9 protein-coding genes and 6 pseudogenes are annotated in these 18,832 nt (G+C 42.9%); 12 read left to right on the forward strand and 3 right to left on the reverse strand.

The window, feature by feature from the left end; all coding sequences use genetic code 11:
• The first annotated feature begins 653 nt into the window (after positions 1-653).
• From thrS to rnr, 4 genes and pseudogenes are all read left to right on the forward strand, one after another.
• A pseudogene (gene thrS, locus TT12_RS08300) lies at positions 654-2,584 on the forward strand (threonine--tRNA ligase).
• Between the two features lie 23 nt (positions 2,585-2,607).
• Positions 2,608-3,111, forward strand: coding sequence for a translation initiation factor IF-3 (infC, locus tag TT12_RS08305; protein WP_045447656.1), 504 nt, complete (start codon positions 2,608-2,610; stop codon positions 3,109-3,111).
• A gap of 329 nt (positions 3,112-3,440) precedes the next feature.
• Positions 3,441-4,685, forward strand: a complete 1,245-nt coding sequence (locus tag TT12_RS08310) for a toxic anion resistance protein (RefSeq protein ID WP_045453830.1) — start codon at positions 3,441-3,443, stop codon at positions 4,683-4,685.
• 142 nt (positions 4,686-4,827) lie between these two features.
• Positions 4,828-7,120: pseudogene (rnr, locus tag TT12_RS08315) on the forward strand (ribonuclease R).
• Positions 7,121-7,207: 87 nt separating this feature from the next.
• Here rnr and TT12_RS08320 read toward each other — a convergent pair.
• The 3 genes from TT12_RS08320 to hisA all read right to left on the reverse strand — a co-directional run bounded on the left by TT12_RS08320 (position 7,208) and on the right by hisA (position 10,032).
• Entirely contained in the window at positions 7,208-7,510 is a 303-nt protein-coding gene (locus TT12_RS08320; RefSeq protein ID WP_045453832.1) for a hypothetical protein, read from the reverse strand.
• An 83-nt stretch (positions 7,511-7,593) separates the two neighbouring features.
• On the reverse strand, positions 7,594-9,231 hold the full coding sequence (locus TT12_RS08325; RefSeq protein WP_045453835.1) for a mechanosensitive ion channel family protein: 1,638 nt from the start codon (positions 9,229-9,231) through the stop codon (positions 7,594-7,596).
• Positions 9,232-9,294: 63 nt separating this feature from the next.
• Complete coding sequence (hisA, locus tag TT12_RS08330; RefSeq protein ID WP_045447648.1) at positions 9,295-10,032, reverse strand: 1-(5-phosphoribosyl)-5-[(5-phosphoribosylamino)methylideneamino]imidazole-4-carboxamide isomerase; 738 nt, start codon at positions 10,030-10,032, stop codon at positions 9,295-9,297.
• 1,112 nt (positions 10,033-11,144) lie between these two features.
• On the opposite strand from hisA, the pseudogene TT12_RS08335 reads away from it, so the two are divergent.
• From TT12_RS08335 to TT12_RS08370, 8 genes and pseudogenes are all read left to right on the forward strand, one after another.
• Positions 11,145-12,490, forward strand: a pseudogene (locus TT12_RS08335) (Na(+)-translocating NADH-quinone reductase subunit A); the annotation flags it as partial.
• A 10-nt stretch (positions 12,491-12,500) separates the two neighbouring features.
• Positions 12,501-13,735 (forward strand): annotated as a pseudogene (locus TT12_RS08340) (NADH:ubiquinone reductase (Na(+)-transporting) subunit B).
• A complete protein-coding gene (locus TT12_RS08345; protein ID WP_045453837.1) occupies positions 13,716-14,621 on the forward strand; it encodes a Na(+)-translocating NADH-quinone reductase subunit C in 906 nt (301 codons plus the stop codon). Before TT12_RS08340 ends, TT12_RS08345 begins: the two are co-directional and overlap by 20 nt.
• 18 nt (positions 14,622-14,639) lie before the next feature.
• A pseudogene (locus tag TT12_RS08350) lies at positions 14,640-15,292 on the forward strand (NADH:ubiquinone reductase (Na(+)-transporting) subunit D).
• Positions 15,292-15,900 carry an NADH:ubiquinone reductase (Na(+)-transporting) subunit E gene (gene nqrE, locus TT12_RS08355; protein WP_011281361.1) on the forward strand — a complete coding sequence of 203 codons (609 nt, stop codon included), beginning with the start codon at positions 15,292-15,294 and terminating at the stop codon, positions 15,898-15,900. Before TT12_RS08350 ends, nqrE begins: the two are co-directional and overlap by 1 nt.
• 123 nt (positions 15,901-16,023) lie before the next feature.
• Positions 16,024-17,259 (forward strand): NADH:ubiquinone reductase (Na(+)-transporting) subunit F, encoded by a 1,236-nt coding sequence (gene nqrF / locus TT12_RS08360; protein ID WP_045447641.1) that lies wholly within the window; start codon positions 16,024-16,026, stop codon positions 17,257-17,259.
• Between the two features lie 175 nt (positions 17,260-17,434).
• Positions 17,435-17,701 carry a hypothetical protein gene (locus TT12_RS08365; protein WP_201606029.1) on the forward strand — a complete coding sequence of 89 codons (267 nt, stop codon included), beginning with the start codon at positions 17,435-17,437 and terminating at the stop codon, positions 17,699-17,701.
• A 194-nt stretch (positions 17,702-17,895) separates the two neighbouring features.
• A pseudogene (locus tag TT12_RS08370) lies at positions 17,896-18,695 on the forward strand (SDR family NAD(P)-dependent oxidoreductase).
• Positions 18,696-18,832: the final 137 nt, after the last annotated feature.

Below are 18,832 nucleotides of genomic sequence, written 5' to 3' on the forward strand. Positions count from 1 at the left end.
CTTAGCTTGGTAATCTAAGTAATAAGTTGGTTAACTTACTGCTTAGCTTCCTTTGCTGTGGGGCGTATTATATAGATTCTGACAGGGGTGTCAACCGCTTTATCAGAGGTTTTTAGGTTTATTTGAGAAGACTTTTAATAATGCATAGTTTTCAATGGGTTAGAGGTAGTGGTTGTTTAATTCGCTTAAATAATGACTCAGCTTTAAACAGTATCTATCGATATTCATTAATTGTCATCTATAGCGTTGCCATTAAGAACTTACTTTAAGCTAAAACTTTGAGGCTCTATACTGACTTTTTGGCATATTTATCTGCTTATCAATAATTGTCTTCGCTATGTCCCTAGCTAACTATGATTTACACTTCTTGATATTCGTATAGATAGCATCTATATATAGAAGCCGACCTAATCCCTTACTATCTAGTGTTGATACACAGTTTTTGCTATAATAGCTGACTTTATAATATTACTTAATGGCATTTCTTATTGACCTTGATTGTTCAACGGTTGATTGTTTGAAATTTTGCCTTTAAGTGATATCTATCTCTTATAACATATCATAGCAGTTGGATATAATTGACGCAGTCTTGCGGTTATATGATTGATGGTTGCAATCATCACTGCCAACGGACGCAAAAAGGTGAATAGATTATGGTAGCGATTACTTTACCCGATGGTAGCGTAAAAAACTTCGAAGGTAGTACCACCGTCATGGAAGTGGCACAAAGCATTGGTGCAGGATTGGCTAAAGCGACGGTCGCCGGACGCTAGATGGTCATCTGGTTGATGCGCACGACCCTATCGCTCATGATGCTAAGGTTGAAATCGTGACACCAAAAGATGATGACGGTGTCGATATCATTCGCCATTCTTGTGCTCACCTATTAGGTCATGCGGTTAAGCAGTTATATCCTGATGTAAAAATGGTGATTGGTCCCGTTATCGATGATGGTTTTTATTATGACATTTATAGCGAAACGCCGTTTACACCAGAGCATATGGCAGCCATTGAAAAACGCATGATGGAACTCATCAAGCAAGATTATGACGTTATCAAAAAAATAACGCCACGCGATGAAGTCATCAAAATCTTTGAAGAACGTGGTGAAGACTATAAGCTTAAGCTGATTAATGATATGCCAGGCGAAGAAGCGTTTGGCTTATATCATCATCAAGAATATGTCGATATGTGCCGTGGTCCACACGTGCCGAACACCAGATTTTTGAAAGTATTCAAACTGACCAAAATGTCTGGTGCATATTGGCGCGGTGATGCCAAGAACGAGCAACTGCAACGTATCTATGGTACAGCATGGGCGGATAAAAAAGATTTAAAAGCCTATATTCAGCGTATCGAAGAAGCCGAAAAACGTGACCATCGTAAAATTGGTAAAGCGTTAAATCTGTTCCATATGCAAGAGCAAGCACCGGTATGGTGTTTTGGCATGCGAATGGTTGGACGATATATCAAGTACTTGAGCAGTATATGCGTAAAGTACAGCATGATAATGGCTATGAAGAAATTAAAACGCCACAAATCGTTGATCGTAGCCTGTGGGAGCGTTCGGGACATTGGGGCAACTATGCTACCAATATGTTCACGACTGCCAGCGAAAATCGTGATTATGCGGTAAAACCAATGAACTGCCCGTGCCACGTGCAAGTCTTTAACCAAGGCTTGAAATCTTACCGTGATTTGCCATTACGTATGGCAGAGTTTGGCTCATGCCATCGAAACGAGCCATCAGGTTCACTACATGGTTTGATGCGTGTACGCGGCTTTACCCAAGATGATGCTCATATCTTCTGCACACAGTCGCAAATCCAGCAAGAAGTCGCTGACTTTATTAAGCTAACCCTTGCCGTTTATGAAGACTTTGGTTTTGACAATATCATTATGAAACTCTCGACTCGCCCTGAAAAACGGGTTGGTAGTGATGAGTCTTGGGATTTTGCCGAAAAAGCTTTGGCCGATGCATTAGATAGTTCAGGTCTTGATTGGGCTTATCTACCAGGTGAAGGTGCATTCTATGGTCCGAAGATTGAATTTAGTTTAAAAGATTCTTTAGGTCGCGTCTGGCAGTGCGGTACGATTCAGGTTGACCCAAACATGCCTGAACGCCTTGACGCAGAATTCGTCAATGAGCAAAACGAGCGCGAAGTACCTATTATGTTGCACCGTGCATCTTAGGTTCATTCGAGCGCTTCATCGGTATATTGATTGAAAACTATGCTGGTTGGATGCCCGTTTGCTAGCGCCGCAACAAGTGGTGGTGATGAATATCACTGATAAACAGGCAGATGCTTGTGAAAATGTGGTCAGCGAACTCAAAAAGTCAGGTTTGCGAGCTATTAGTGACTTGCGTAACGAAAAGATTGGATTTAAGATACGAGAGAAAACATTAGAACGCGTTCCCTATATGCTAGTATTAGGGGATAAAGAAGTCGAATCGGGCAGTGTCAATGTCCGTACTCGTGAAGGTGAAAACCTTGGCGTGATGAGTGTTCCAGAATTTATTACATTAGTACAGACCGCTGTCAGCGACAAAGGCCGACAGACCCCAAAAACAGATGAGGAGTAATACCTATTAAACAGTCAAACCGTTTGAACATCAACGAAGATATCACAGCCAAAGAAGTCCGTCTCGTTAAAGAAGACGGCGAACAGATGGGCGTGGTCGATATCGAAACCGCGATGAAAGCGGCACGTGAAGACAGTCTAGATTTGGTCGAATTGGTTCCTGAAGCCAAACCGCCAGTATGCAAAATCATGGATTATAAGCATTTCCTCTATGATCAAAAGCAAAAGGCGAAAGAAGCTAAAAAGAACCAAAAGCAAACTCAGCTAAAAGAGATGAAGCTGCGTCCTAGTACTGAAGAAGCTGATTATCAGGTTAAACTGAAAAAAATCGTCAGCTTTTTGGAAGACCAAGACAAAGTTAAAATCAGTATTCGCTTTCGTGGCCGTGAAATGGCGCACCAAGAGATTGGTCGCAAGCAGCTAGATCGTATTATCGAAGATACTGCTGAGATTGCTAACGTTGAGCAATATCCTAAGATGGAAGGTCGTCAGATGGGTATGCTGCTTGGGCCAACTAAGAAAAAGTAATCTGTTTATTAGATGGCTGTTAGTCAATATAGATATGTATAACCTTAACCATCAATATACTGCGGGATATTGATGGTTTTTTATTGTGTACATAGATACATAGATACATATCTCTTTTAAATATGTTTAGTCAGATATAATTGGCTGACTCTATTTTACAAAACCTACCTTCTCAACCATTTGATTACGAGGTAATCTAAAGGTCTGTTTTATATTTGCTAATCAGCATTTATTAAAAATTTCTAGTAAGTGTATAAAAATAACGTATATCACGACCATCAGAGTCGTTGACAAAAACACTACTTTTATCCAATATTGAAGGAAATTTCATGCAAGAATTGACCCCACCAGAAAATGCAACGACGCCAAGTATTTCTCTAACCGCGCCTGAACCTGTGAGAGAAATACAAAAAAGCGAAGCAGATCAAATGGTCAAATTGGATGACAGCCAAATCCCCGAGCTTGATGCCAAGGTCGATGCCTTTGTTGATCATGTGATTAACAATTCTGTACACAGCGCTGAATTTCAGCAAAATGTGCAATCGATTCACAATCTCGGCACCAAAGAGATTCGTGAATCAGCCCAAGTGTCTAATCGTATGCTTGATTTACCCGCCAAAAGTCTCAATGACAGCTTGTTTGATAATTCCCCTATCGCCAAGTCATTGACTGAGTTGCGCGGCATCGTCGAAGATTTAGATCCCAGTAAAAAAGAGCTGACCAGCTCGCGTAAGTTATTCGGTCTCATCCCATTTGGCAATAAAGTACAGGATTACTTCCGTCAATACGAATCTGCACAGTCGCATATTAATGCGGTTGTTACCAGTCTATATAATGGTAAGGATGAGCTGCTCAAAGACAATGCGATGATTGAGCAAGAAAAAGTCAATATGTGGGAGCTGATGCAATCCATACGCCAATACGTTTATGTCGGCAAAAAGATTGATGAGCAGTTAGAACAAAAGGTTTATGCGATAGAAGCGACCGATCCCGAAAAAGCACGCATTATTAAAGAAGAGATGTTGTTTTATGTGCGTCAAAAAAACACCGACTTTTTAACTCAGTTAGCCGTGAACGTGCAAGGCTATTTAGCGCTCGATACCATTCGCCGCAATAACTTAGAATTGATAAAAGGCGTTGATCGAGCCACCACAACCACCGTATCTGCACTACGGACAGCGGTCGTGGTTGCACAAGCAATGACCAATCAAAAACTGGTACTTGATCAAATTACTGCTTTAAATAAAACCACCAGTAGCTTAATTGAATCGACCTCAGCGATGCTAAAACGTCAGTCAGGTGAAATCCATGAGCAAGCGACCAGTAGCAGCATTGAGCTTGATAAATTGCAAAACGCCTTCAATAACGTCTATGATACGATGGATATGATTAGCAATTATAAAATTGAAGCGCTAGAGAACATGAAACAGACGGTCAATACTTTGACTACTGAAGTCGATAAGGCTCAGAAATACTTGGATAAGTCTAATCAAACAACAGTACTAGAAGTGTCGAAAGAGATAGACAGTAAGAAGATAACCAATAGATCAAGTACAGTCGATATCGACATTTGATTTGTTTTTAATAGTTGTTGCCTATTACAGGTGGCCACTTCCTGCTACCAAATACACTTAAGACAATTGACGCAAGATATTGCAACGTCGTTCGTGTTAAGATAGCCATTATTAATAATTTTAAAAATAGATACGGTAATTTATGAGTTGGAACGATCCAAACGCCTCAAGTGAGGCAAAAAGATATGACAATCCTATCCCTAGTCGCGAACTGATACTCAGTACGATTAATGAGCATGGTGAAGTCACGCATCAACAATTGGCAAAAGCTTTAATATTGATGACCCAGACCAGTTTGACGCTTTAGGCAATCGCCTAAAAGCCATGGCACGCGATGGACAAGTAAACCGCGACGGTCGTCCTTATCGCTATCGCACGGTGACCAAGCAAGATGTCGTCAGAGGTACAGTGTCTGCACATCCTAAAGGCTTTGGCTTTGTATTATTAAGCGATATGCCAGATTTGTTTTTGCATGAAAAGCAAATGCGCTGGGTTTTCAACGGTGATACCGTAGATGCAGTCGGTACATCGACAGACAATCGTGGGCGCATAGAAGGACGTATCGTCGATGTCGTTGAACGTCGCCAAAACAACTTCATTGGTACATTAGCGCGTGATGAAGATGGCTACTGTGTCGAGCTTGGTAGTCCAAATAATCACCAGCCGATTACCGTCACTGAAGAAAATGTACAAGCGATGAATGCCAAGCAAGGATCTCCTGTTAAGGTTGATGTTATTGATTGGCCAAATCAGCATGAATTTGCAACGGGTAAAATCACCGAAGTACTGTCTGATGACAATGATCGCGAACTGATTATCGAAACCACCTTACTCAATTATGACATCCCATCAGATTTTAGCGAAGCAGCACTGAAGCAAGCCAACGATTATCAAGAGCCGACTGAAAAAGATTTAAAAGGTCGTACAGATTTGCGTGATTTGCCGCTGGTGACTATCGACGGTGAAGATGCACGTGATTTTGATGATGCCGTATTTGCCGAAAAACGCTCTGGTGGCAACTATCGTGTCTTAGTGGCGATTGCTGATGTCAGTTATTACGTTACACCAAACTCGCCACTTGATAAAGATGCCTACGAGCGCGGTACGTCCGTATATTTCCCGCATCGCGTGATTCCAATGTTGCCAGAAGTACTCTCTAATGGTCTGTGCTCACTAAATCCTGACCGTGATCGTCTTTGTATGGTCGCTGATATCAAAATATCGCGGGCAGGCAAAGTGACTGGTTATGAGTTCTACCCTGCTGTCATGCACTCACAAGCACGCTTAACCTATAATCAAGTGAATGCTTATCTTGAGAATCCAGAAGATAAGAGCGTACCTACCTCTCTCACGGGTAATAAAGACGTCAAAAAATCTGTCGATACCTTACATCAATTGTATGAGCTACTGCTGAAAAAGCGTGAAGAGCGCCATGCAATGGAGTTTGAGACGGTTGAGACTACATTAAGTTTAATGAGAAAGGTGGTATCGAAGCAATCCTACCGCGTACTCGCGGTGATGCTCAAAAACTCATTGAAGAATGTATGCTGCTGGCCAATACTTGTGCAGCGAACTTTGCACTCAAGCATGAGCTTCCTGTCTTATATCGTAACCATGACAAACCTGATGGCGAAAAATCAATGCGTATTCACGAATACGCAAAGAATTTTGGTTTAAGCTTCCCAGAAGAAAATCCAACGCAAGCCGATTATCAGCGCATTATTGAAGCCACTAAAGACAGACCCGATGCGATTAGTATCCACAGCATGCTGTTGCGCTCAATGATGCAAGCAAACTATGCACCTGACAATATCGGTCACTTTGGGCTAGCTTATGACGAATATAGCCACTTCACCTCGCCGATTCGTCGTTACCCTGATTTGATGCTGCATCGTGCCATCAAAGCAAAAGTGACCAATACCCAGCAGCCAGTGATGGACTTTTCTCTCGAAGCGGCTGGCACGCAAACCTCAGATACTGAGCGCCGTGCCGAAAAAGCCTCGCGCTATGTAGAGTCTTGGCTCAAGTGTCACTATATGAAAGATCATGTTGGTGAAGAGTTCGAAGGTGTGGTCACTACAGTCACAAGCTTCGGTTTGTTTGTTACCTTGACTGACTTATATATCGATGGTTTGGTTCACATCTCTAATGTCGGTGATGACTTCTTTGTTTACGATGAGCAGCAACAACAGCTGATCGGTAAAGACAAAGGGACATTGTTCGGACTGGGCGATCGCGTTAAAGTGAAAGTTGCTGGCGTCAATATGGATCTGCTACAAATTGACTTTGATTTAAAAGCCAAATTGCAATCTAGTGAAATGAATCAAACGAAGAGCGCGCCTTCTAAGAAAAGCACTGAGAAGAAAAGTACTGATAGAAGAAGTCCCGCTAAAAAGACTGGCAGCCGTAGTAAAGGCGCAAGTAAGAAAAGCTAGTGTTAGCAAACACTTTAAATAATAAAAAGGCCAACGTCATCGTTGGCCTTTTTTGTGCGTGGTATTTTATAACGACTATTTAAATCATTATTGCGCATTACTCATCTGGTCTAGACGTTCCTTCTCTGCTTCCTGGGCCTGATCTATTTTCGCGGTAGCATTATCGAGAATGGCTTTAGGCTGTTTGCCAAGTGGCTGGCTCGCGACATCTACTAAGCCACTTTCTACATCATCAGTATTTGGTAACGTTGTATCGGGAGATTGCTCAGATCCTGCATCACTTATGACTACTTCTCTATCTTTCTCACGTTGATTGCCATTAATGAGGTTGAAACCTAGTAACGCAACCATGCCCACTAGGGCGAATATAATCAAGTGTTTCATTTGCATAAAAAATGTCTCGTATTTGAATGATAATCAGATATACATTTCGTTGCATTTTTTATGCCTAGTTTTTGGCAGGTTTTTGCAAATTATTCTTGCGGGCTATTATTATTCAGTAAATCAGTCTCGTCAGAGTTTTCTGCAATTTCCTGTTCAACTTTTTCCATGAGTTTGTCGTCAGGACGAGCGTTAAGCACCTCATCAGCATTGCGACCTTGTAAAATCAATTTGGCACGAGCCTTTGCTTGTTTTTTGTCCTTATCATCAACGCTATTATCTTTATTCTGGTTTTTATCAGTCACTTTGGGCGTGTTCGTTGTAATCGTCATGTCTGACTTAGCACTATCAGTGTTAGCCTGCATATGCTCAAACGCTTTTTCTAAGTTACTATTAAAACGCAAACGATAAATCGGTTCAGGCAAGCTAAAGCCTTCGTTTTCTAACGCATGCTTGGTCTCACGAATGGCAATACTGCGTGCTTTTGAGAAGTCCGTGTCTGATTGATCCACCCAAATTTGAAATTCCAAAATGATATTAGAGTCGCCAACATTGGTAATGACAGCCACTGCTTTTGGTTCATCTAAAACGAATGCTAATGTATGTATCGCATCCAGTCCGACCTTGATAGCCGCTAATGGATCATCATTGGCATCAACACCTAACTCAAAGGTAAATCGACGTTCTGGATTTTTGGTGTAATTTAAAATCGTTGCTTTAAATACTTCAGCATTGGGAATGCGCAACTGGTTGCCATCTAAAGTCATCAGAATAGTCGCACGTGAGGTTAGCCGTACTACGATCCCCTCTTGATTATTAATCCAAATATGATCACGTGCGCGAAATGGTTGGCGAATACTGAGCATGAGCGAGGCAATGTAATTCTCAATAGTGTCTTTGACCGCAAAACCAACAGCAATACCGATAACGCCTGCACCGCCAAGCAAAGTGCCTAAGATGGTTTCGGCGCCTATCAAACTCAGCGCAAGAATCAAACCGAAAATAATAAAAATGACTTTAACGGTTTGTGACAGCAATTCGGCGACAAACGGATTGGGCGTGAGCCGTTGCCACATTTTTTTGCGATTAGACAGCCAACTACCAAACCATGTCACCAATGCAAATAGGACAATGCCGACCAATAGGAGTGGCAAGGCTTTGACTAGATTTTTGGCTTGTGCTTTAAGACCTTGATAAACGGTAGTAACATTGTCTTGAACATCAAGCGTGCGATCAATCCGATCTTCGACGGTGACCACATCTGTCAGACGGTTGGTCAAATTGATGGCTTGTTGCGCTTTTTTCTCGTTCGGCGTCTCTCCGGTTAAGGTGACAACACCTTGTGTAACGCTGACATTGACAGCCTGCAGACCTTCTATTTCAGAAAAAATACCCTGAATACGTTGACGAATGTCATTGTCTTTTTGCGGAGTAGGAGTGGTTTCGATTTGCGCATTATTGGTGCTCTCACCACTGATTATGGGTGGTGGCGCTGGCTCAGGTATGACAACTGGAGATGCTGAAGCTTCCTCTTCTGATGTCGCATCCAGTAAAGGTTTGTCAGCTGCCGGGTTTTCTGCTGTATCTATCCCCAATGCAGTGGTTATACCAGTCACCTCTTCACCAGCCGCATACACTGGAAAGGCAAAAAGGATGCTTAGTAACAACAGCATTTGACCGCACGCTTTTATAAAATCGCGCATCGTTGAGCGGTCAAAGTCAGTGTTCATAAGCATCCTTTGCTTTTTATAGATTTTCGTACTCATCTTTCTTTATTAAATGTTCAATAATCATTAACTGTCTAAATAAACTTGTGCCTCGCCCAAGTTTAACGTGCCTTCATAGATTGCGCGACCAGTAATGATACCTTCAATACAATCGCCATAAGGTTTCAGCAGTTCGATATCTTTCATATTGGTCACGCCGCCTGAAGCAATCACAGGCAAGCCGCCTTCACGTGCCAAATTGACAGTTTGTTCAACGTTGACGCCTTGCATCATGCCATCACGGTTGATATCGGTGTAGACAATCGACGATACGCCGACATCTGCAAAGCGCTTTGCAAGCTCGGTCGCCTTGGTATCGGTCACATTTGCCCAACCATGGGTTGCTACCATACCGTCTTTAGCATCGATACCTACAATGATATGACCCGGAAATTCGCGGCAAGCTTCTGCGACAAACTCCGGATCTTCGACCGCTTTTGTACCAATGATGATATAAGTCAAACCAGCCGTAATATATTGCTCAATGGTGTTCATGTTGCGCACACCGCCGCCCAACTGAATAGGCAGATTCGGGTAAGCTTTAGTAATATCATTCACCACTTGTCTATGAACGGGTACGCCGTCAAATGCCCCATTCAAATCAACCAAATGTAGTCGACGTGCACCTTCCTCTACCCAGCGTGCCGCCATGGCCACTGGATCATTAGAAAAAACCGTATCATCCTCCATACGGCCTTGTTTTAAGCGGACACATTTACCATCTTTTAAATCAATAGCCGGGATAATGACAGGCACAGCACACATATAGCATTCCTTATAAAGCACAACAATAAATATATTTAGAAAAGTAAATTCAAAAATCAGGGTGTATTGAACGTTCAACACCCTCTAAACACGCATAAAAACATCAGTCAAAAGTGATTTAATATATAGACAAATCAAAAGCTATCCATGATAGACCCAAAATCCACTTCGATAGATAGAAATGACAATAAAAAAACGGTCAATCATAACCATAAGTTTAATACATTGAATCACTGGCAACATTAGATAAATTCAATTACTGACTGGCAATTTTAGGTCAATTTAGCGTATAATCCTAGGTAAATTTTTATTTGTTTCTATGTGATAGTAACCATGCGCTGCGCTTTTTATTGAGTCATTTATGGCTTAGTGTTGCATAGCGGTCAGGATGAGTCGAGCAGCAGCTAAGTGCATCTTTTTGATGTTGGCTGACATATTGCTAAGAAGGGTTATATTAGAAATTTCAACTGGTGGCCTCTAAACAGTCTACTCTACAGCACTAAACTCTAATGACGCCTCTTTCTTTTTTATAGTCTCTATCGTATCTCTATCACTAGCTAACTATTTTAGAACAGTCATTACTAGCTGTATAGCCGCTTATTGATGTGAGTGAAATCTACTTAATAATGGCTTCGCTAGTTTGTCTATCAACCAGTTTATCATCTATTTCGATAGATCATCTTTTGGCTGCATTCTTATCTAATCGCGTATCTATTAACAAGATACCAAACCGATAAGGGTGGTCAATTGCGCTGGTGTTACAAGCTTTAATTTTCAATGAAACGTATGATAGAGCTATTGTCTACACAATCATTTTCGCTAAAGGCTTGAACGATTGCGTTTGATTTGATGGTTTTAACATACACCTTGGTAGCCAGTCGCCACTTTGGTCATTCGAATAAGACATTAACGTGTTGTTAAGGAGTCTAAGGTCAGCGTTAATACTCTTACTAGTAGTTATGATCATGCGTCATTTTCAAAGATCCTTTGTCACTATCCTACTATAGGAAAAGAGGCGTGGGGGCTTGATTGAATGACGCAGATGTTCATGCTACCGATATACCAAACAGGACGTCTGGTATCGTTTTAGACTATGGACTAAGTTTTCGCTTATGATTACCATCAAAAAAGGTTTGGATTTGCCCATCACCGGTGAATCATCCCGCGAGATATCTGAGCACCAACCGACACATGTCGCCGTTATTGGCTATGATTATGTGGGCATGAAGCCCACGATGAATGTCAAAGAAGGTGATATCGTAGCAAAGGGTCAGCCCGTTTTTGAAGACAAAAAACGAGTTGGCGTTATCTATACTGCCCCTGCTGCTGGTAAAGTCGTCGCGATTAAACGCGGTGAACGTCGTGTGTTTGAGAGCCTTGTGATTGCGGTCGACCCAAACGGTGAAGAAGTAGACTTCGAGCGCTATGACTCCCAGCAACTTGCTGACCTAGACGCTGAAGTTGTTGAAACCCAACTGCTTGCCTCTGGCGAATGGACCGCGTTTCGCACGCGCCCTTATAGCCGTGCGCCAGAAATCGGTGCCCGTCCTCATGCTATTTTTGTCACCGCTATGGATACCAATCCATTAGCATTTGACCCAATGCTGCTGATTAACGATCAGTTGCAAGCGTTCAATGACGGACTTGCTGTCTTATCGACACTCAGCCCCAAGACCTTTGTTTGCCATCATGGTGATGCCCAGTTGACGCCAGTTGCCAAAATGGCGGCTAATAATGTCACTGAGTATCATAGCTTTGCTGGTAAGCATCCTGCTGGTCTGGCTGGCACGCACATTCACTTTTTGCATCCAATCATGCGCGGCGTGACCGTATGGACGATTGGCTATCAAGACGTGATTGCGATTGGTAAGCTATTCACCAGCGGTCGCTTATATACGCGCCGTATCATTAGTTTGGCGGGTCCTGCGGTCACCAAGCCACGTTTGGTGGCTACTGAGCGCGGTGCTGATATCGCTGCTCTGACCAAAGGACAGCTGGCGGCTGGCGAGAACCGTATTATTTCCGGTTCGGTATTGTCAGGTCGCAAAGTGTTTGGCAATACGGCTTATCTTGGTCGCTTTCATAATCAAATCAGTGTGCTGCCTGAAGGGCGTGAACGTCCAGCGTTCCATTTCCTAAGTGTCGGCACCAACCGCTTCTCTAAGCTGCCTATTTATATTTCTAAGTTTTTTGGTAATAAGAAATATAACTTTACGACCACGAGTAATGGTTCACGCGCGCGATGGTACCTATCGGGGTTTATGAAGAGGTCATGCCGCAAGATTATCTGCCTACACAGTTACTACGTGCATTAATTGTCGAAGACATGATTAGCGCCGTAGATTTGGGCGTGCTCGAATTGGACGAAGAAGATTTAGCATTATGCACCTTCGTATCTCCTGGCAAATATGAATTCGGTGATATTTTGCGTGATAACTTGACGCGCATTGAGCTGGAGGCTAACCACGATGAAATTTTTACACAATATGTTCGATCGTATGGAGCCGTCTTTCACCAAGGGTGGCAAACACGAAAAATACTACGCTATCTTTGAGATGTTTGATACGTTTTTGCGTCAACCAAGCTCAACCACATACTCAGCATCACACGTACGCGACGGTATCGACCTAAAGCGTATTATGATTACCGTATGGTTATGTACTTTCCCAGCCATGTTTTGGGGTATGTACAACATCGGTCATCAAGCACTAACGGCGATTGCAACCCTTGGTTTGCAGCCTGAAGGCTGGCGTACCGTTATCACCAGTATGGCAGGCTATAACCCAGACAGTATCTGGGCAAGCTTCGTATACGGCGCCATGCAATTTTTACCGATTTATATCGTCACCTTTGCGGTCGGTATTCTCTGTGAGATTATCTTTGCCGTGGTACGTGGCCATGAAGTCAACGAAGGTTTCTTTGTGACTCAGTGCTGTTTGCGCTTTGTTTACCACCAGATATTCCTTTATGGCAAGTTGCTTTAGGTATCACCTTTGGTGTCGTAGTCGCAAAAGAAGTGTTCGGTGGTACGGGTAAAAACTTCCTGAACCCTGCCCTATCGGGTCGCGCATTCTTATACTTTGCTTACCCTGCTTATATGTCTGGTGACTCAGTATGGACGGCGGTCGATGGTTTCTCTGGTGCGACGCCACTTGGTCTTGCCGCGTTAGGCGTAGTCCCTCAAGACTTCGTCGACGTCTATGGTAATGCGATTACTTGGGGTGATGCGTTCTTAGGTAATATGCAAGGTAGTATCGGTGAAGTATCAACACTGGCTATCCTAATGGGTGCCGTCGTTCTACTTTGGACGCGTATTGCTTCATGGCGTATTATGGCAGGTTGTGTGGTAGGTCTGATTGCTACTTCTCTTGTCTTTAATATGATTGGTTCTGAAGACAATATGATGATGAACTTGCCGTTCTATTGGCACCTAGTGATCGGCGGCTTTGCCTTTGGTGCCGTGTTTATGGCAACCGATCCTGTATCAGCTGCGCATACCAATAAAGGCCGCTGGGCTTATGGTATCTTGATTGGTTTTATGACGGTATTGATTCGCGTCGTGAACCCAGCTTTCCCAGAAGGCATCATGCTGGCCATTTTATTCGCCAACTTATTTGCTCCATTGTTTGATTACTTTGTGACCCAAGCAAACATCAAACGCCAAACAGCTCGGAGGGTTCGTTATGTCCAAGCCCAAAAGTAATAATGCGAAAACCATCAGTGTGGCATTGACGCTATGCTTGGTGTGTTCCGTCTTAGTTTCAGCAGTAGCGGTTGGTCTAAAACCTGCTCAAATTGAAAACGCACGCTTAGACCGTAACAAAAACATCTTGGTCGCCGCTGGCATGTACGATGCCGAGTCTGATACAGCAGATGATGTTGCTGAACGTTTTAAAGATTTCGATGTCGAAATTATTGACTTAAGTAAAGGCAGCTACGTTGATGATGAAGCGCTAAAAGCCGCTGGCATCCCTGATCGTAATGCTTATGACGCAAGCCAAGCGACTAAGAATAAAGCACTGAGTGAAGATTTAGGCAACAATGACCCTGCTGGTATTGGTCGTAAACCCAAATATGCCAAAGTCTATGTTAAAAAAGATGACGCAGGCAAACCTGAAATGGTTGTTTTGCCGATTCAAGGCTATGGACTATGGGGCACTATCTATGGTTTCTTAACCCTTGAAAGCGATATGAATACCATTAAAGGCATCAGCTTTTATGAGCATAAAGAAACCCCAGGTCTGGGTGCTCGTATCGAAGAGCCAGAGTGGCGTGCGAAGTGGAGCGGTATCCACTCATATGACGAAAATGGTAATGTTGCCACTGGTGTGACCAAAGCGGGTACACCAAAAGAGAACTGGGTCGATGGTATCAGTGGTGCAACCTTGACCGGTCGCGGTGTCAGTAACATGATTCAGTTTTGGTTGGGTGAGCAAGGTTATAAGCCCTATTTAGATACGCTACGTAAAGAGAGTGGTCAAGCAATTGATAATGCGGCAGATACACAAGCTACGCAATCAACGCTGAGCGCTCAACCTGAAACCGAACTGGCAGCCAAACGACCAGTAGCAAACGGCAAGGAGGCATAACATGCTGACACTAAAAGTATTTTAACCTCGCCTATTTTTGATAATAACCCCATTGCCCTACAGATCCTTGGTATCTGTTCGGCGCTGGCTGTCACCACAAGCATGGCCAATGCCATGGTAATGTGTGTGGCGTTGACCTTAGTCACGGCGTTTTCAAGCTTCTTTATCTCGATCATTCGTAAGCAAATCCCTTCAAGCATTCGTATTATCGTACAGATGACCATTATTGCTTCCTTGGTTATCTTGGTGGATCAGGTGCTAAAGCTGTCGCTTATGATGTGAGTAAAGGCTTGTCGGTCTTCGTTGGTTTGATTATCACCAACTGTATCGTGATGGGTCGTGCCGAAGCATTTGCCATGAGCAATCCACCAGTGCCAAGCTTTTTAGATGGTATTGGTAATGGTCTTGGCTATTCTGCGGTTTTGCTGTTTGTCGCGACTATCCGTGAGCTACTTGGCTCAGGTACGTGGTTTGGTATCACCATCCTACAGCCTGTCACTGATGGCGGTTGGTATATTCCAAACGGTCTATTACTGTTGCCACCGTCAGCATTCTTTATTATTGGTTTGTTCATTGCCATTATCCGTATCTGGAAACCTGAGCAGGTTGAAGATGCTGAATTTGTAATGAAGCCGCAGTCTAAAGGCATGGCACATGGAGGCGGTCACTAATGGGACATTATGTTAGTTTATTTATAACCTCAGTCTTTATTGAGAATATGGCGCTGGCCTATTTCTTAGGTATGTGTACTTTCTTGGCCGTATCAAAGAAGGTTTCAACCGCTATCGGTCTGGGTGTTGCCGTGGTCGTCGTGATGGCGATTACCGTACCGCTAAACAACTTACTCTTTCAGTTCATTCTAAAAGATGGTGCGCTGGCATGGGCAGGTTTCCCTGATATCGACTTAAGCTTTTTGGGCTTGCTCAGTTATATCGGCTTGATTGCTGCGACCGTACAGATTCTAGAGATGTTCCTCGATAAGTTCGTCCCTAGTCTGTATAACGCCCTTGGGGTGTTCTTGCCACTCATCACTGTAAACTGTGCCATCTTAGGTGGTGTACTGTTTATGGTGGAGCGTGACTATAATTTCGGCGAATCTGTCGTGTATGGTGTGGGCGCAGGCTTCGGTTGGGCATTGGCGATTACCGCATTGGCCGGTATCCGTGAAAAGTTAAAATACTCAGACATTCCAGCACCGCTGCGTGGTCTTGGTATTACTTTTATCACAGTTGGTCTGATGTCACTTGGCTTTATGTCTTTCGGCGGTATGTCAATTTAGACCGCTAAGCTTAACAGCCTATTTAGCGATTTGACCTATTTAATTCATTTATTCGGTAGGGGTTCAGGAAACACGCAATGACGTCTTTTCGCACCCCTACTCCATAGATTAAGGATACCTACCATGGATTACGCTACGGCGATTGGTGGCGTTGCTATGTTTACCTTGATCATCATGGGCCTCGTTGCCATTATTTTGGCGGCGCGCTCAAGACTGGTCAGTTCAGGCGATGTTACCATCCATATCAATGATAATCCCGATAATGACGTCGTGACCCCAGCAGGCGGTAAATTACTACAAACCCTTGCAAGCGAAGGTATTTTCTTATCTTCAGCCTGTGGTGGCGGTGGTACTTGTGCGCAGTGTCGTTGCCGCGTTATTGAAGGGGGCGGCTCTATCTTGCCCACCGAAGAAGGCTATTTTACTCAGGGCGAAATTCGCAATCACATGCGTTTGGCTTGTCAGGTAGCCGTTAAGCAAGACATGAAAATCGAGATTGACCCTGAGTTTTTTGATGTGCAAAAGTGGGAATGTGAAGTTCTCTCTAATGACAACGTTGCTACCTTTATTAAAGAGCTGGTCCTTAAAATTCCAGATGGCGAAGAAGTAAATTTCCGTGCTGGTGGTTATGTGCAGTTAGAGGCGCCACCGCATGAAGTGCATTATAAAGACTTTATCATTGACGAAGAATACCGCGAAGATTGGGAAAAATTTGGTATTTTCAACTATGTCTCAAAAGTTGATGAGCCAGTTATTCGTGCTTACTCGATGGCCAACTACCCTGAAGAAAAAGGCCTTATTAAGTTCAATATTCGTATCGCTAGTCCACCGCCACGCGGTCCTGACGGTATTCCACCAGGCAAAATGTCATCATGGGTATTTAGCCTAGTACCTGGCGATAAAGTAACGGTTTCGGGTCCTTATGGTGAATTCTTTGCCAAAGAGACTGACGCTGAAATGATTTTCGTTGGTGGTGGTGCTGGTATGGCACCGATGCGCTCGCACATCTTCGATCAGCTTAAACGCTTACATACTAAGCGTAAAATCAGCTTTTGGTATGGTGCACGCTCTATTCGTGAGATGTTCTATGTTGAAGATTATGATCAACTCGCAGAAGAGTTTGATAACTTTGAGTGGCATGTGGCTTTGTCTGATCCATTACCAGAAGACAATTGGGAAGGTCCAACCGGCTTTATCCATAATGTATTACTTGAAAACTATCTGAAAAACCATCCAAACCCAGAAGACTGTGAATACTACATGTGTGGGCCACCGATGATGAATGCAGCGGTCATCGACATGCTACACAGCTTAGGCGTGGAAGATGAAAACATCATGCTTGATGACTTCGGTGGTTAAGTGGGTCATTGAGTAAAAAAAGATATTTGAAACGATAAATGAAAGAGAGTCTCAACCGAGGCTCTTTTTTTGTTTCTAAAACCTTACAAATATAATATCTATTTGTTAATATCTAATCCTGACTAATTTTGATTAATTTCTTTGTAATTTTACTATTTCTGATTTGGATTTTTATATGAAGTTTGATGTTTTTTCAACTATTATTTTTTCGATGATAATCTTATCTGGTTGTGCAAGTGATCCAACGACGTATCAATCTGTACAACAACAAGAACCTACTTGGCAAAAATCAGGAGTTTCACAAAATGACGTGAATAGCGCTCTACAAAAATGTCGTTATGATATTGGTATGGCAAACGTAAGTAGTGAGAAAGAAAACACATTATTGACAGCTTGCTTAGAGTCAAAAGGATATCGTCATACAACTAATAGATTAAATTAAAGTATTAGCTCTATGATTAATTCTGTAATTAATTCACGTTGAGAATAAAGGTGCCAAACACGGTACCTTTTTTATTGCTCTGAATTTAATATATGATGGCACTCAACCCATAGATTCAAAATAGAAATATTTTTAAGCTAAAAAACTATTGGCTAAAGTGTATACAAAACTTCAATTATTTAAGAAGGATTCTTATGAAAACCAACATTAAAGATTTGACCATTTGGATTACTGGTGCTTCTAGTGGTATCGGTGCAGCATTATCTATCGCCTTTGCCAAACGTGGTGCCACCATTATTTTAAGTGGGCGTGATGAGGCAAAATTAGTAGCAGTCAAAAGCCGCTGTAAAAATAGCAAAAACCATTTCATCATCCCTTTTGATATCACCGATGCTAAACAAGCACAAGACGCGTATGAGACAGCTAAAGCTCAAGCTGGAAAAATTGATTGGCTCATTAATAATGCTGGCATCAGTCAACGCTCGCTTATTATGGAAACCACTGAAGAAGTTGAGCGCCAAATTATGGAGATAGATTATTTTGCGCAGACACGTCTTACCAGACTGGTATTGCCAGATATGGTCACACAAGGTAGCGGCAAAATTGTCATGGTATCCAGTGTGGCAGGTTTATTAGGCACGCAATATCGCGGCGCTTATGGAGCAGCCAAAGCCGCACTTCATATGTGGGCAAACAGTCTGCGTGCAGAACTGCATGAACAAGGCATAGAGGTGGCGACGATATTCCCAGGATTTATTCAAACCAGTATTTCTATTAACGCCTTGACTGGTGATGGTAGCGCGCAAGGAACGATGGACGAGGCGACTAATAAAGGATTAACTGCAGCTACCTTTGCCAAACAAGTCATAAAAGCCTGATTAAGGGTGAAGAATATATCATCGTGGCAGGCACTAAAGAAAAACTGGCGACCACAGTCAACCGCCTATCGCCACCAAAACTATATAAGCTCATCCGTGAATCAAAAGTAAAGTAAATCTAGTCGTTTAAGCCACTAGGTCTTAAGTCGATGATTGGCGTTATGGGTGACAAGGGGTGTAAAATGGGCGACGCTAATAGAACGTGCCACTCACCCTTTTGCCATAAAAGCCATTATGATTAATATGAGAAAAC

This window comes from Psychrobacter sp. JCM 18903 (assembly GCF_000586475.1).
Taxonomy (GTDB): Bacteria; Pseudomonadota; Gammaproteobacteria; order Pseudomonadales; family Moraxellaceae; genus Psychrobacter.

Coding starts and splice junctions, on each gene's coding strand:
- TT12_RS08310 (WP_045453830.1), top strand. CDS start 3,441: ATGCAAGAATTGACCCCACCAGAAAATGCAACGACGCCAAGTATTTCT.
- TT12_RS08320 (WP_045453832.1), bottom strand. CDS start 7,510: ATGCAAATGAAACACTTGATTATATTCGCCCTAGTGGGCATGGTTGCG.
- TT12_RS08325 (WP_045453835.1), bottom strand. CDS start 9,231: ATGAACACTGACTTTGACCGCTCAACGATGCGCGATTTTATAAAAGCG.
- hisA (WP_045447648.1), bottom strand. CDS start 10,032: ATGTGTGCTGTGCCTGTCATTATCCCGGCTATTGATTTAAAAGATGGT.
- TT12_RS08345 (WP_045453837.1), top strand. CDS start 13,716: ATGTCCAAGCCCAAAAGTAATAATGCGAAAACCATCAGTGTGGCATTG.
- nqrE (WP_011281361.1), top strand. CDS start 15,292: ATGGGACATTATGTTAGTTTATTTATAACCTCAGTCTTTATTGAGAAT.
- nqrF (WP_045447641.1), top strand. CDS start 16,024: ATGGATTACGCTACGGCGATTGGTGGCGTTGCTATGTTTACCTTGATC.
- TT12_RS08365 (WP_201606029.1), top strand. CDS start 17,435: ATGAAGTTTGATGTTTTTTCAACTATTATTTTTTCGATGATAATCTTA.